General features: G+C 70.7%; 12 protein-coding genes, 2 tRNA genes and 1 pseudogene. 13 read left to right on the top strand and 2 right to left on the bottom strand.

Annotated features, from left to right (window positions below; translation table 11 throughout):
- Window positions 1-64: 64 nt before the first annotated feature.
- The 9 genes from F1D61_RS19910 to F1D61_RS19870 all read left to right on the top strand — a co-directional run bounded on the left by F1D61_RS19910 (window position 65) and on the right by F1D61_RS19870 (window position 8,069).
- Window positions 65-376 carry a metal-sensitive transcriptional regulator gene (locus F1D61_RS19910; RefSeq protein ID WP_203153459.1) on the top strand — a complete coding sequence of 104 codons (312 nt, stop codon included), beginning with the start codon at window positions 65-67 and terminating at the stop codon, window positions 374-376.
- 116 nt (window positions 377-492) lie between these two features.
- Window positions 493-1,860, top strand: coding sequence for an ABC1 kinase family protein (locus tag F1D61_RS19905; RefSeq protein WP_203153457.1), 1,368 nt, complete (start codon window positions 493-495; stop codon window positions 1,858-1,860).
- A gap of 243 nt (window positions 1,861-2,103) precedes the next feature.
- Window positions 2,104-2,400 carry an aa3-type cytochrome c oxidase subunit IV gene (locus tag F1D61_RS19900; protein WP_203153455.1) on the top strand — a complete coding sequence of 99 codons (297 nt, stop codon included), beginning with the start codon at window positions 2,104-2,106 and terminating at the stop codon, window positions 2,398-2,400.
- Window positions 2,401-2,599: 199 nt separating this feature from the next.
- On the top strand, window positions 2,600-3,742 hold the full coding sequence (locus tag F1D61_RS19895) for a Re/Si-specific NAD(P)(+) transhydrogenase subunit alpha (protein WP_203153453.1): 1,143 nt from the start codon (window positions 2,600-2,602) through the stop codon (window positions 3,740-3,742).
- A gap of 31 nt (window positions 3,743-3,773) precedes the next feature.
- Complete coding sequence (locus F1D61_RS19890; protein WP_203153446.1) at window positions 3,774-4,223, top strand: proton-translocating transhydrogenase family protein; 450 nt, start codon at window positions 3,774-3,776, stop codon at window positions 4,221-4,223.
- Window positions 4,224-4,227: 4 nt separating this feature from the next.
- Window positions 4,228-5,628, top strand: coding sequence for an NAD(P)(+) transhydrogenase (Re/Si-specific) subunit beta (locus F1D61_RS19885; RefSeq protein WP_203153445.1), 1,401 nt, complete (start codon window positions 4,228-4,230; stop codon window positions 5,626-5,628).
- A gap of 221 nt (window positions 5,629-5,849) precedes the next feature.
- Window positions 5,850-7,640: a single-stranded-DNA-specific exonuclease RecJ gene (recJ, locus tag F1D61_RS19880; protein ID WP_203159167.1), complete on the top strand. Its 1,791-nt coding sequence runs from the start codon at window positions 5,850-5,852 to the stop codon at window positions 7,638-7,640.
- Between the two features lie 102 nt (window positions 7,641-7,742).
- Window positions 7,743-7,827 (top strand) — tRNA-Tyr (locus tag F1D61_RS19875).
- A 157-nt stretch (window positions 7,828-7,984) separates the two neighbouring features.
- Window positions 7,985-8,069 (top strand) — tRNA-Tyr (locus F1D61_RS19870).
- Window positions 8,070-8,126: 57 nt separating this feature from the next.
- On the opposite strand, the gene F1D61_RS19865 is transcribed toward F1D61_RS19870, so the two are convergent.
- Window positions 8,127-8,813 carry a sigma-70 family RNA polymerase sigma factor gene (locus tag F1D61_RS19865; RefSeq protein WP_203153444.1) on the bottom strand — a complete coding sequence of 229 codons (687 nt, stop codon included), beginning with the start codon at window positions 8,811-8,813 and terminating at the stop codon, window positions 8,127-8,129.
- A gap of 79 nt (window positions 8,814-8,892) precedes the next feature.
- On the opposite strand from F1D61_RS19865, the gene F1D61_RS19860 reads away from it, so the two are divergent.
- A complete protein-coding gene (locus F1D61_RS19860; RefSeq protein WP_203153443.1) occupies window positions 8,893-9,294 on the top strand; it encodes an ArsR/SmtB family transcription factor in 402 nt (133 codons plus the stop codon).
- A 23-nt stretch (window positions 9,295-9,317) separates the two neighbouring features.
- Here the strand turns inward: F1D61_RS19860 and F1D61_RS19855 are convergent, their stop codons facing one another.
- Window positions 9,318-9,488, bottom strand: coding sequence for a hypothetical protein (locus F1D61_RS19855; protein ID WP_246775425.1), 171 nt, complete (start codon window positions 9,486-9,488; stop codon window positions 9,318-9,320).
- A gap of 288 nt (window positions 9,489-9,776) precedes the next feature.
- Between F1D61_RS19855 and F1D61_RS19850 the strand changes: the two genes are divergently transcribed.
- The 3 genes and pseudogenes from F1D61_RS19850 to F1D61_RS19840 all read left to right on the top strand — a co-directional run bounded on the left by F1D61_RS19850 (window position 9,777) and on the right by F1D61_RS19840 (window position 12,552).
- Window positions 9,777-10,025: a hypothetical protein gene (locus tag F1D61_RS19850; RefSeq protein WP_203153441.1), complete on the top strand. Its 249-nt coding sequence runs from the start codon at window positions 9,777-9,779 to the stop codon at window positions 10,023-10,025.
- 106 nt (window positions 10,026-10,131) lie between these two features.
- Entirely contained in the window at window positions 10,132-11,052 is a 921-nt protein-coding gene (gene ppk2 / locus F1D61_RS19845) for a polyphosphate kinase 2 (RefSeq protein WP_203153439.1), read from the top strand.
- A gap of 7 nt (window positions 11,053-11,059) precedes the next feature.
- Window positions 11,060-12,552, top strand: a pseudogene (locus tag F1D61_RS19840) (carbohydrate porin).
- Window positions 12,553-12,752: the final 200 nt, after the last annotated feature.

Raw genomic sequence — 12,752 nt, 5'->3', positions numbered from 1 at the left:
CGACGTCGCCCGGGCCGTCCGCGCGCCCCGGACGAGACGGATCCCCGGTCGGGGAAGGCACATCATGGATTACCAATACGTCGACGGGCGCCTCCAGATTCGCCGCACGGAGGAGGAGAAAAAGCCTATCCTCCAGCGCCTCAAGCGCATCGAGGGCCAGGTGCGCGGCCTCCAGGCCATGGTGCAGGAGGACCGCTACTGCCTCGACGAGGTGCAGCAGATGAACGCCATCACGGCGGCGGTGCGCGAGGCGGTGCTCCAGCTCATCAGCACCCATCTCGACGCCTCCGTCGATTACGCGGTGAGCGCCAAGGACCACGACGGCGCCGTCGAGGAGATGATCCGGGTCCTGCGCGCCGCCCTCCGGCAGACCTGAGGGCCCCTCCCCCGCGCTGTCCGGTCGCCCTGGCGGTCCCGGAAGCCAGGATTATCTAGGGCTCCAAGACCGGCGCGCAGCGATCTGCGCGCATCCTCGCACGAGCCTCATCCCGCATGTCCGCCTCCGACAGCGAAGCCAATCGCTTCTCCGCCCGCGCCGCCCGCTACGCGAAGGTGGGCGCCAATGTGGGCGGCGTCGCCGCCCGGATGGCAGGGGCACGGCTCCTCGGCCGCAAGGGTGAGGACGTGACGAGCGCCGCCGCCCTCGCCCAGGCGCTCGGCGGCCTGAAAGGGCCGATCATGAAGGTGGCGCAGCTGCTCGCCACCGTGCCGGACCTGCTGCCGCCCGAATACGCCGCCGAGTTGCAGAAGCTGCAATCCGAGGCGCCGCCGATGGGCGCGGCCTTCGTCAAGCGCCGCATGGCCGCCGAGCTCGGGCCCCAGTGGAAGGACCGCTTCGGCAGCTTCGACCTGCGCCCGGCGGCGGCCGCCTCCCTCGGCCAGGTCCACCGGGCCGAGACGCTGGACGGCACAGCCCTCGCCTGCAAGCTGCAATATCCGGACATGGAATCCGCCGTCGAGGCGGACCTGAAGCAGCTCGAGATCGCCTTCGCCCTGCACCGGCGCATCAGCTCGGTGATCGACACCCGGGAGATCGCCAAGGAGATCGGCGACCGGGTGCGGGAGGAGCTCGATTATACCCGCGAGGCGAGAAACGCCGCCCTCTATGCCGACGTGCTCCAGGGCGTCGAGACGGTGCGGGTCCCGGTCGTCCATCCCGACCTCTCGACCCGGCGCCTGCTCACGCAGGGCTGGCTCCAGGGCGAGAAGATCCTGACCTTCACCGGCGGGCCGCTGGAGGTGCGCAACCGCCTGGCGCATGCGATGTTCCAGGCCTGGTGGCACCCGTTCAGCCGCGCCGCGGTGATCCACGGCGACCCCCATCTCGGCAATTACACGGTGTTCTCGGACGGGGACGAGCCCGCCGGCATCAACCTGCTCGATTACGGCTGCATCCGCATCTTCCATCCCCGCTTCGTCGGCGGCGTGGTCGATCTCTACAAGGGGCTTCTGCACGGCGACGAGGCCCGGATCGTCCACGCCTACGAGACCTGGGGTTTCCGCAACCTCACCCGCGACCTCGTCGACATCCTCAACATCTGGGCCCGCTTCATCTACGGGCCGCTGCTCGAGGACCGGGTCCGCACGGTGGCGGACGGCGTCAAGCCGAGCGAGTACGGCCGCCGCCAGGCCTTCGAGGTCCACCGCGCCCTCAAGGAGCGCGGGCCGGTGACCGTGCCGCGGGAATTCGTGTTCATGGACCGGGCGGCGGTGGGCCTCGGCGCGGTGTTCCTGCACCTGCGCTCGGAGCTGAACTACCACCGCCTGTTCGAGGCCCAGATCGACCGCTTCTCCCTCGACGACCTCGCCGCGCGCCAGCACGCGGCCCTGGACAAGGTGGGCCTGCCGCAACCGGTCTGAGGGCCCGCGCCCGCAGGCTGGAACCGGAAAAAGGTGCGGTTTGGCACTTCGACCTTCGACGGACGCGGCGCCGACGGACCGCTTCTGGCCGCCGCTTGAGCCGAAGACGCGAACATCCACAGGGATTTGCAGGAAGGCCGACGGGATCCGCTGTCCGCTCGCGGCCTTGCTGCGGCTGATTGCCGGGGGCTTGGGCATGCGCTAAAGCCCGGCCAACGAGCACAAGACGGGGTCTACCGCATCATGGCCGACATCACTCACGCCACCGACTCCGCCGCCTACCGCCCGGAGATGGACGGCCCGTCGCACGAGGCGACCTATCGGGGCTTCGTCACCTTCGTCGAGATCGCCACCGGCGTGGTGATCTGCTGGGTGCTGTCGCTCGCCGTCGGCGGCGTGCGCGAGGCCTGGATCACGGCCATCGTCGGCGTGGTGCTCGGCGGCGTCGCCGGGGCCATCGGGGCACTCGCGCCCGGCATCGGCTGGCGCGCGCCGGCCGTGGTGGCCGCGCTCCTCGCCCTGATGCTGGCCTTCTACTGAGGGACGGGCGGCCTGCCCGCCCTTTCCGTTGTCGCGCCTATAAATTGGGCACGACTCAATCGTTAAAGATTTGTAACGAAAGCCGTTCCCTGGCGACAGGGAGCGGCTTTACAGTTGTGGGGCAGGCGTGGCCTTGTACATGCCGACCCTGGAGGGGGGATCGGCGCGTCGCGCCGTGTATCGACCAGAGGAAGCCTGAATGCGGATCGCGGTCCTATCCGAGACCGATCCGGCGGAGCCGCGTGTCGCGGCAGTCCCGGAAACGGTAAAGAAATACAAGGCTCTCGGGGCCGAGGTGACGGTGCAGTCCGGCGCGGGCCTGAAGGCCGGCGTGCCGGATGCGGATTACGAGGCCGCCGGCGCCTCGATCGCGCCCGACGCCAAGGCCGCGGCCGAGGGGGCGGATATCGTCCTCAAGGTGCGCCGCCCCGCCGCCGACGAGCTGCCCGCCTTGAAGCGCGGCGCGATCGTGGTCGCGATCATGGACCCCTACGGCCACGAGGCCGAGGTGAAGGCGATGGCCGATGCCGGCGTCTCGGCGATCGCCATGGAGCTGATGCCCCGCATCACCCGCGCCCAGGTGATGGACGTGCTCTCCAGCCAGGCCAACCTCGCGGGCTACCGCGCCGTGGTGGACGGCGCCGCCGTCTACGGCCGGGCCCTGCCGATGATGATGACCGCGGCCGGCACCGTGCCGGCGGCCCGCATCTTCGTGATGGGCGCCGGCGTCGCCGGGCTGCAGGCCATCGCCACCGCCCGCCGCATGGGCGCCGTGGTGACCGCCACCGACGTGCGGCCCGCCGCCAAGGAGCAGGTCGAGTCGCTCGGCGCCAAGTTCGTCGCCGTCGAGGACGACGAGTTCAAGCAGGCCGAGACCGCCGGCGGCTACGCCAAGGAGATGTCGGCCGAGTACCGCAAGAAGCAGGCGGAGCTGGTCGCGAGCCACATCGCCAAGCAGGACATCGTGGTCACCACCGCGCTGATCCCCGGCCGGCCGGCGCCCAAGCTCGTCACCGCCGACATGGTGGCGGCGATGCGGCCGGGCTCGGTGCTCGTCGACCTCGCGGTCGAGCGCGGCGGCAACGTCGAGGGCGTCAAGGCCGACGAGGTCGTCGAGACCGAGAACGGCGTGAAGATCGTCGGCTACGCCAACGTGCCGGGAAGGCTCGCCGCCACCTCGTCGAGCCTCTACGCCCGCAACCTCTACGCCTTCGTCGAGACCCTGGTCGACAAGGCCGCGAAGACGCTGGCGGTGAAGTGGGACGACGAGCTCGTCAAGGCGACCTGCCTGACCCGTGACGGCGCCGTCGTCCACCCGAACTTCCAGCCCAAGGCGGCCTAAAGCCGCTCGTCCCGCAATCGGAGGAGACCTCATGGCTACCCTTCCCCCCGACCAGGCGGCCGAGCAGGCACGTGCCGCCGCCGCCGCTGCCCGCAACGCGGCCGACATCGCCGCCCGCGCCGCCGACCAGGCGGCGATCATCGCCGACAGCGTCGGCCACGGCGTCGCCGCCGCGACCCACGGCGCCATCGACCCGACCGTGTTCCGCCTCGCGATCTTCGTGCTGGCGATCTTCGTCGGCTACTACGTGGTCTGGTCGGTGACCCCGGCCCTTCACACTCCGCTGATGTCCGTCACCAACGCGATCTCCTCGGTGATCGTGGTCGGCGCGCTGCTCGCCGTCGGCGTGCCCTACCTCGAGCACGGAACCGGCTGGGCCCGCTTCTTCGGGTTCATCGGCCTGGTCTTCGCCAGCGTGAACATCTTCGGCGGCTTCCTCGTCACCCAGCGCATGCTCAGCATGTACAAGAAGAAGGCCTGAGGCGATGTCGGAGAACGTCTCCTCGCTCCTCTACCTCGTCTCCGGCGTCCTGTTCATCCTGGCGCTGCGGGGCCTGTCCCACCCGACCACCTCCCGGCAGGGCAACCTGTACGGCATGATCGGCATGGGCATCGCCATCCTGACGACGCTGATCGGCCATCCGCCGGCCGGCGTCGGGGCGTGGTTCCTGGTGCTGCTGGGCATCGGCATCGGCGGCGGCGCCGGCGCGGTGATCGCCAAGCGCGTGCCGATGACGGCGATGCCGCAGCTCGTGGCGGCCTTCCACTCCCTCGTCGGCCTCGCGGCCGTCGCGGTGGCGGCGGGCGCGCTCTACGCGCCGCAGGCCTTCGGCATCATCGAGAACGGCGCCATCCACAAGCAGTCGCTGTTCGAGATGGGGCTGGGCGTCGCCATCGGCGCCATCACCTTCACCGGCTCGGTGATTGCGTTCCTCAAGCTCGACGGGCGCATGTCGGGCAAGCCGATCATGCTGCCGCAGCGCCACGCCATCAACATCGTGCTGGCCGTGGTGCTGGTCGCGCTGCTGATCGGCTTCATCGGCGGCGGCAGCAAGGTGCTGTTCTGGCTGATCGTGATCCTGTCCTTCGTGCTCGGCGGCCTGCTGATCATCCCGATCGGCGGCGCGGACATGCCGGTCGTGGTCTCGATGCTCAACTCGTATTCGGGCTGGGCGGCCGCGGGCATCGGCTTCACGCTGGGCAACCTCGCGCTGATCATCACCGGCGCGCTGGTCGGCTCCTCGGGCGCGATCCTGTCCTACATCATGTGCCACGCGATGAACCGCTCGTTCATCTCGGTGATCCTCGGCGGCTTCGGCGGCGACGCCGCGGCGGCCTCCGGCGGCGGCCAGGTCGAGACCCGGCCGGTCAAGCAGGGTTCGGCGGACGACGCGGCCTTCATCATGAAGAACGCCGAGAAGGTCATCATCGTGCCGGGCTACGGCATGGCGGTGGCGCAGGCCCAGCACTCGCTCCGCGAGATGGCCGACCAGCTCAAGAAGGCCGGCGTTGACGTGAAGTACGCCATCCATCCGGTGGCGGGCCGCATGCCGGGCCACATGAACGTGCTGCTCGCCGAGGCCAACGTGCCCTACGACGAGGTGCACGAGCTGGAGGACATCAACGGCGAGTTCCCGCAGGCCGACGTGGCCTTCGTGATCGGCGCCAACGACGTCACCAACCCGGCCGCCAAGACCGATCCGCAATCGCCGATCTACGGCATGCCGATCCTCGACGTGGAGCGGGCCAAGACCGTGCTGTTCATCAAGCGCGGCATGGGCTCCGGCTATGCCGGCGTCGAGAACGAGGTGTTCTTCCGCGACAACACCATGATGCTGTTCGGCGACGCCAAGAAGGTGGTCGACGAGATCGTCAAGAACTTCTGATGCGGACCGCCCCGCGAGGGGTGGATGAGACGGGGCTTTGCGCCCCGGACGGTGAAGCGGGGCCTCGTGCCCCGCTTTTTTCATTTCGAGGACAGCGCGGGTGAACCCTCCCCCCTCTGCGGGGGACGGTTCACCCGCGCGCCTAGGAGCGAACGCCCCCCACTGTCGCCCGGCTGCGGCAGCGCGATCCTGCGAATCCCGCTACACTCCGCCCCGTGTCCATGCTCCTCGACCTGCCCCGCCCGCTCCTCGACGTTCACCGCTCCGCGCTCGGGCGGCCCTGGCACGAGCGCTGCGCCTCGGCGCCGGCGCAGAGCCTCGCGGTCGCCATCGCGCAGGGCCACGGCCTGCCGGAGGTGCTGGCCCGGGTGCTGGCCGGCCGCGGGGTCGATCTCCACGCGGTGCCGGGCTTCCTGGAGCCGCGCCTGCGCGACCTGATGCCCGACCCCGCCGTGCTGGTCGACATGGAGGCGGCGGCCGACCGCCTGGCCGCGGCGATCCTGAAGCGCGAGAAGGTCGCGATCTTCGGCGACTACGACGTCGACGGCGCGGCGAGCGCGGCGCTGCTGGCGAGTGCGCTGCGCGACCTCGGCGTGCCCTACCGGCTCCACATCCCCGACCGCATCACCGAGGGCTACGGCCCCAACGTCGCGGCGGTCAGGATGCTGGCCCAGGAGGGGGCCACACTTCTCGTCACCGTCGATTGCGGCACCGCCGGCCACGAGCCCCTCGCCGAGGCCGGCCGCCTCGGCATGGACGTGGTGGTGCTCGACCATCACGGTGCGCCGGAGGTGCTCCCGCCGGTGCGCGCCCTCGTCAACCCGAACCGCCTCGACGACATCTCGGGCCTCGGCCATCTCTGCGCCGCCGGGGTGGTCTTCCTGACTCTGGTGGCGCTCAACCGGCGCCTGCGCCGCGACGGGCTCGCCATTCCCGACCTGATGGCCGGGCTCGACCTCGTGGCGCTCGCCACCATCGCCGACGTGGTGCCGCTCCACGGCCTCAACCGGGCCTTCGTGCGCCAGGGCCTCGCGGTGATGCGCGGCCGCGGCCGGCGCGGCCTGTCCGCCCTTCTCGACGCGGCCGGCCTCGGGGAGGCGCCGCAGGCCTGGCATCTCGGCTTCCTGCTCGGCCCCCGGATCAATGCCGGCGGGCGCATCGGCGATTCGACGCTCGGCGCCCGGCTGCTGCTCTGCGAGGACCCGATCGAGGCCGCCGGCATCGCCGCCCGGCTCGACGCGCTCAACCGCGAGCGCCAGGCGATCGAGGCCGCTGCGGTGGCCGAGGCCGAGGCCGAGATGGGGATGCGGCTCGAGCGCGACCCCGACCAGCCGGTCCTCGTCGCCGGCAGCCCGGACTGGCATCCCGGCATCGTCGGGCTGATCGCGGCGCGGCTCAAGGAGCGCTTCGGCCGCCCGGCCTTCGCCTTCGCGCTGCGCCAGGACGGCACCGCCACTGGCTCGGGCCGCTCGATCCCCGGCGCCGATCTCGGCCGGGCGGTCCGGGCCTGCGTCGAGGCGGGGCTCGCCGCCAAGGGCGGCGGCCACGCCATGGCGGCGGGCGTGACGCTCGCCGCCCTCGATCTCGACCGATTCCGCGAGGCGCTGTCGGGCGACCTTGCGGCTTCCGTGGCCGAGGCGCGCCTCGGCGAGGCCCTGCTGGTCGACGGCCTCGTCTCGGCCGGCGGCGTGCAGCCCGATCTGGCCGATGCCGTCGAGCGGGCCGGCCCCTTCGGCCAGGGATCGCCGGAGCCGGTCTTCGCGCTCGCCCGCCACCGCGTCGCCGATGCGCGGGTGGTCGGCACCGGCCACGTCAAGGCGCAGCTGCGCGGCCGGGACGGCGTCGCCGTCGGCGCCATCGCGTTCCGGGCGGCGGAATCGCCGGTCGGGCGGCTGCTGCTGTCCCATATCGGCCGCGACATCCACGCCGCCGGCACCCTGTCCCGCGACCGCTGGCGCGGCGCCGACCGGGTCGAGCTGCGCCTGTGCGACGTGGCGGAGGCGAACGGATAAAGCTCCGGTGAGCCGGCCATCGATCGCGGCTTGACACCCCCCGAGCACCCCACCATAAGGGCCCCGTCGCCGAGAGGCGGCCCCTGCCGGCAACGGCAGCGTGGGGGAATGTCCCGAGCGGCAAAGGGGGCGGACTGTAAATCCGCTGGCTATGCCTTCGTAGGTTCGAGTCCTACTTCCCCCACCATTTCGTTTTTCAGGTGTTGCCCGCAGTCACAGGTGCCATCCCGGCGCTGGAGATGCGGGATCGTTGGGGTCGCCGAGCCTTGCCGTGACAAGGTCGAGCTGTCCCAGCATCACGGACCCGCCGCTCGCGCGGCGGCCCCTGCCGGCAACGGCAGCGTGGGGGAATGTCCCGAGCGGCAAAGGGGGCGGACTGTAAATCCGCTGGCTATGCCTTCGTAGGTTCGAGTCCTACTTCCCCCACCACCTCACCGCCTCGCCTCGGTCAGGCGGTTCGGGCCATATACCGGATTCGCCCTCGGATCAGTGATCCACCACCTCCCCCAGAGCGGCCAGCAGGGACGAGCGCGCCCGGCTCACCCGGCTCTTCACCGTGCCGACCTGGCAGCCGAGCTTCACGGCGGCTTCCTCGTAGGTGTAGCCCTCGGCGCCGATCAGCAGCAGCGCCTGGCGCTGGGCCTCGGGCAGGGCCTGCATCCGCTCCCGGACCACCCGCAGGGTGCTGGCATGGTCCTGGTCGGCGGGCGCGGCGAGCTGGCCGGCGAGGATTCCGTCGCCATCCTCGACCTCCCGGCGCCCCTTCCGCAGTTCCGTGTAGAACTGGTTGCGCATGATCGTGAACAGCCAGGCGGTGAAGTTCGTGCCAGCCTGGAACCGATGCTGGTTGGCCCAGGCCCGGGCGCAGGTCTCCTGAACCAGGTCGTCGGCCCGCACCACGTCGTGCGACAGCGAGAGGCCGAAGGTGCGCAGGGCCGGCAGCGCCGTCATCAGGGCGTTACGGAAGTCGAAGCTGATCGCCTCCCCGCGCGCCGCCAGGGCGGCCTCGAACCGGGCCAGCAACTCGGCGAGGCGCGCCGGCAACTCGGTCTCGGCGACCGGGCTGAAGTAGTGTTGCAGAGATTGTCTGAGGTGATCCTGAATGACGTGGGCGGGAAATGGGTCGGAGGGCGGTGGCGGCGCGGGCGGCACCGCGGTCGAATTGGTCTTCATTGTCGGGAGAGGGCCCCTGATCCCGTCGGATGCCTTCTTTTTAACGGTTCGAATTTCGATGGCAATAGAAGCTTGACCGATGCTCGATGAAGCCGGGGCCCTCGCGGCCCTCACCGCCCTGGCGCAGGAGACGCGGCTGCGCGCCCTGCGGACCCTTCTGCACGCCCTGCCCGACGGGATGCCGGCCGGGCGGCTCGGCGCGGCGGTCGGCTGCGCTCCCTCGACCCTGACCTTCCATCTGCGCCAGTTGCAGGAGGCCGGCCTGGTCGAGTCGCGCCGGCAGGGCGCCTCGATGATCTATTCCGCGCGTCCCGCCGGGCTGACCGGCCTGACCGACTACCTGGTGCAGGCCTGCTGCGGCGGCCGGCCGGAGGCTTGCCTTCCGGCGCCGTCGCCCTGCCGTGGGGCCTCGACGCCGGCCCTCGCCGCCCCGGACACCCCCGCGCCGCTTGACGAGCCGGCCGGGAGTGGCCGGGGCTGAGCCTGCGCGGGGGGCCTGCTCGCTCAGTAGCGATAATAGGACCGCCGCTCCTCGCGATAGCGCATCGCCCGGTACGGACGGTCGTCGCCCCAGCGCTCCATCTTGCGGCGCCAGCCATGCGCCGGGGCCCAGGCCGGCGGTCCGCCGCGGACCTCGCCATAGCCGCCACGACCCCAGGAATCGCCACGACCCAACCCGGGTCGGCCTGCGCCCCGGTCGTGGCCCCGAACAGCCCGGCCGCCGCGGTCATGGCGGCGAAGGCGAGAGGAAGAAGGGTCCTGCGCATCGGCACATCTCCAGTGATCCGCGTGATCGCGGATCGGATGACGCCAGCAACGGCGATGCCGCCGAAACCGTTCCGCAATCTCCCGGCCGGATCGCGACCGACTTTGTTTCTATGTCATTACTGAACAGCCATTCGATCCCCCGGAACCACTTCGCCGGGAATGCCGTTCCTGGCCACCTTCAGCGAGGAGACAGCCATGAAGCGGATCATGATTGGCCTGGTGGCCGCGACGACCCTGGTGGGTGGTGCGATGGCGGCGGAGCAGAGCGGCGCCTCGGCGCGCTCGCCCGGCCACGAGATGCAGGACCATGGCAGCCGGAAGGGCAGCCCCGGTGCCTCCGGCTACGCGCCGGGCCACGAAATGAAGTCCGACACGACCGGAACCACCTCACGCAGCGGCACCGGCGACCGGACCTCCGGCACCGCCGGGTCGACCCGCCACTGACCGATCCGGCCACGGCGCCGCGCCGTGGCCCCCGCACGCTTCTCACGCCTGTCACGGACCGCTGCTGTAAGGCGGGGCGACACGAGTCTGAGGGGCGGAGACGGTCATGAGCGCGTTCGAGGCATCGCAGCAGGCGGCCACGATCGAGGCGCTGCGGCGCGAGATCGCCGAGGCCTACGACGAGGAACTGGAGCTTGAGATCGAGGAGGAACGCCTCGCCGGGCTGGTGGCGCCGCCGGAGGGCGCCACCCCGGGCCTCGACCGCCGGCTCTACTTCCGCGAGCTGCTGCGCCTCCAGCACGAGCTGGTCCGGCTTCAGGACTGGGTCCACACCAACAAGCTCAAGGTCGTGGTGCTGTTCGAGGGCCGCGATTCCGCCGGCAAGGGCGGCGTCATCAACCGCATCACCCAGCGCCTCAACCCGCGGGTCTGCCGGGTCGCCGCCCTCCCCGCTCCGAGCGAGCGCGAGCGCGGCCAGTGGTATTTCCAGCGCTACGTCAGCCACCTGCCGACCGGCGGCGAGATGGTGCTGTTCGACCGCTCCTGGTACAACCGGGCTGGTGTCGAGCGGGTCATGGGCTTCTGCACCGAGGCGGAGGTCGAGGAGTTCTTCCGCTCGGTGCCGGAATTCGAGCGCATGCTCGTGCGCTCGGGGATCGTCCTGGTGAAGTACTGGTTCTCGATCACCGACGCCGAGCAGTCCTACCGCTTCGAGATGCGCATCCGCGACCCCCTCAAGCAGTGGAAGCTCAGCCCGATGGACGTCGAATCGCGCCGGCGCTGGGAGAGCTACACCCGGGCCAAGGAGGACATGCTGGCCCGCACCCATATCGCAGAGGCGCCGTGGTGGGTGGTCGACGCCGTCGACAAGCAGCGCGCCCGCCTCAACTGCATCAGCCACCTCCTGGAGCAGGTGCCCTACGGCACCGTCGAGCGCCCGCCCGTCCATCTCCCCGAGCGGGTGCGCAATCCCGACTACGTCCGCGGGCCGATCCCGGCCGACATGTACGTGCCGGCGCGGTACTGAGCCCGGAATGGCGGGAGGGAACTGGCGCGCGGCGTTGCTCGGCATCCTCGGTCTCGCCGCGGGCGAGGCCGCGGCGCAGCAGGCCGCGCCCTCCCCCGTCCTGCCGATCCTCGCCCGCGTTCCCCTCACGGGGGCCGGCGGCGACCCGCAGACCGCGATCGCCCAGGCGCGCACCTCCGATCAGGTCTCGGTGACGATCGGCGGCTCGATCCAGTCGTCGCTCGGCCCCTACGGCGACCCGTTCGGCGCCCGCGCCGTCCTCGCCGAGCGCGGCATCGCCTATACCGTCACCTATATCGGCGAGGGGTTGGCCAACCTGCGCGGAGGATTGCGGCGCGGCGTCACCTATGGCGGGCGCCTGGATACGTCGCTGGACATCGACCTCGACAGGCTCGCCGGCTGGACCGGGGCGAGGTTCCACACCGACTTCTTCCAGATCCACGGCCACGGGATGTCGCGCTCCTACGTCGACAACCTGACGACGGTGAGCGGCATCGAGGCCCTGCCGGCGACCCGGCTGTTCGAGCTGTGGCTCGAGCAGAGCGTCTTTAACGGCAAGCTGTCGATCAAGGCGGGCCAGGTCTCGGCCGATACCGAGTTCGCCATCGCCCAATCCGCCGTGGTGTTCTTCAATGCCGGCTTCGGCTGGCCCAATATCGGCGCCGTGGTGCTGCCGAGCGGCGGGCCGATCTATCCCCTCGCCACGCCGGCCGTGCGGCTGAAGTACGTGCCGGACGAGCGCCTGTCGGTCCAGGCCGCGATCTTCAACGGCGACCCGCGGGCGTTCGCCGGGGCGACGACACCGACCCGCAGCGGATCAACCGCACCGGCACAAGCTTCCGGACCGGCGACCCGCCGCTGCTGATCGGCGAGGTCGCGTATGCCTACACGCTCGACCTCTGGGGCGAGGCCCTGCACGGCACCGCGACGCTCGGCGGCTGGAATCACCTCGGCGGCTTCGACAGCCCGCGCCTCGACAGCGTCGGCGGCCGGCTGCTCGCCGACCCGGAGGCGAGCGGCATCGCCCGGCGCTTCCGCGGCGACCGCGGCGTCTACGGCATCATCGACCAGACGCTCTACCGCGAGCCCGACACCGAGGACGAGGGCGCCAGCGCCTTCCTGCGCCTCTCCAAGGTGCCGGCCGACCGCAACCTGATCGATGTCTATCTCGACGCCGGCCTCGCCTATAAGGGCCTGCTGCCCGGCCGCCCCAACGATACCGCGGCGTTGGGCGTGATCTACTCGCGCATCAGCCCGGCCGCCCGGGCCTTCGACCGCGACACGAACCGGTTCGGCCAAGGTACCGGTCAAGGCGCCGGCCCGCTCCGCAGCAGCGAGGTGGTGATCGAGGCGACCTACCAGGCGGAGGTGGTGCCCGGATTCACGCTGCAGCCGGATCTGCAATACGTCATGCGCCCCGGCGGCGGACTCGCCGGCAATGACGGCCGGCGCTTGAAGAATGCGACCGTGATGGGCCTGCGGGCAACGATCAACTACTAGAGCATTTTCCGATGAAGTGGATACCGGTTCGTCGCAGAAAATGCGGCAAAATCAACGACCTAGAGAGCTTCGCGATTGCAACGCGATCGTGTTGTGCTCTAGGCGTACAGGTCCCGGTGCTGCGGGCCGATGCCGGCGCCAGCCAGGCGCTCGGTGTCGCGCAGAGATCGGTCTTGCGAGGAGCCATGCACCACAACGGG

Origin of the sequence: Methylobacterium aquaticum, from assembly GCF_016804325.1 — a bacterium.
Taxonomy (GTDB): domain Bacteria; phylum Pseudomonadota; class Alphaproteobacteria; order Rhizobiales; family Beijerinckiaceae; genus Methylobacterium; species Methylobacterium aquaticum_C.
This window is presented reverse-complemented; position numbering and strand designations above follow the sequence as displayed.

What these genes read in the sequence shown, in the direction of transcription:
- F1D61_RS19910 (WP_203153459.1), top strand. Translation starts at nt 65, where the DNA reads ATGGATTACCAATACGTCGACGGGCGCCTCCAGATTCGCCGCACGGAG.
- F1D61_RS19905 (WP_203153457.1), top strand. Translation starts at nt 493, where the DNA reads ATGTCCGCCTCCGACAGCGAAGCCAATCGCTTCTCCGCCCGCGCCGCC.
- F1D61_RS19900 (WP_203153455.1), top strand. Translation starts at nt 2,104, where the DNA reads ATGGCCGACATCACTCACGCCACCGACTCCGCCGCCTACCGCCCGGAG.
- F1D61_RS19895 (WP_203153453.1), top strand. Translation starts at nt 2,600, where the DNA reads ATGCGGATCGCGGTCCTATCCGAGACCGATCCGGCGGAGCCGCGTGTC.
- F1D61_RS19890 (WP_203153446.1), top strand. Translation starts at nt 3,774, where the DNA reads ATGGCTACCCTTCCCCCCGACCAGGCGGCCGAGCAGGCACGTGCCGCC.
- F1D61_RS19885 (WP_203153445.1), top strand. Translation starts at nt 4,228, where the DNA reads ATGTCGGAGAACGTCTCCTCGCTCCTCTACCTCGTCTCCGGCGTCCTG.
- recJ (WP_203159167.1), top strand. Translation starts at nt 5,850, where the DNA reads ATGCTCCTCGACCTGCCCCGCCCGCTCCTCGACGTTCACCGCTCCGCG.
- F1D61_RS19865 (WP_203153444.1), bottom strand. Translation starts at nt 8,813, where the DNA reads ATGAAGACCAATTCGACCGCGGTGCCGCCCGCGCCGCCACCGCCCTCC.
- F1D61_RS19860 (WP_203153443.1), top strand. Translation starts at nt 8,893, where the DNA reads ATGCTCGATGAAGCCGGGGCCCTCGCGGCCCTCACCGCCCTGGCGCAG.
- F1D61_RS19850 (WP_203153441.1), top strand. Translation starts at nt 9,777, where the DNA reads ATGAAGCGGATCATGATTGGCCTGGTGGCCGCGACGACCCTGGTGGGT.
- ppk2 (WP_203153439.1), top strand. Translation starts at nt 10,132, where the DNA reads ATGAGCGCGTTCGAGGCATCGCAGCAGGCGGCCACGATCGAGGCGCTG.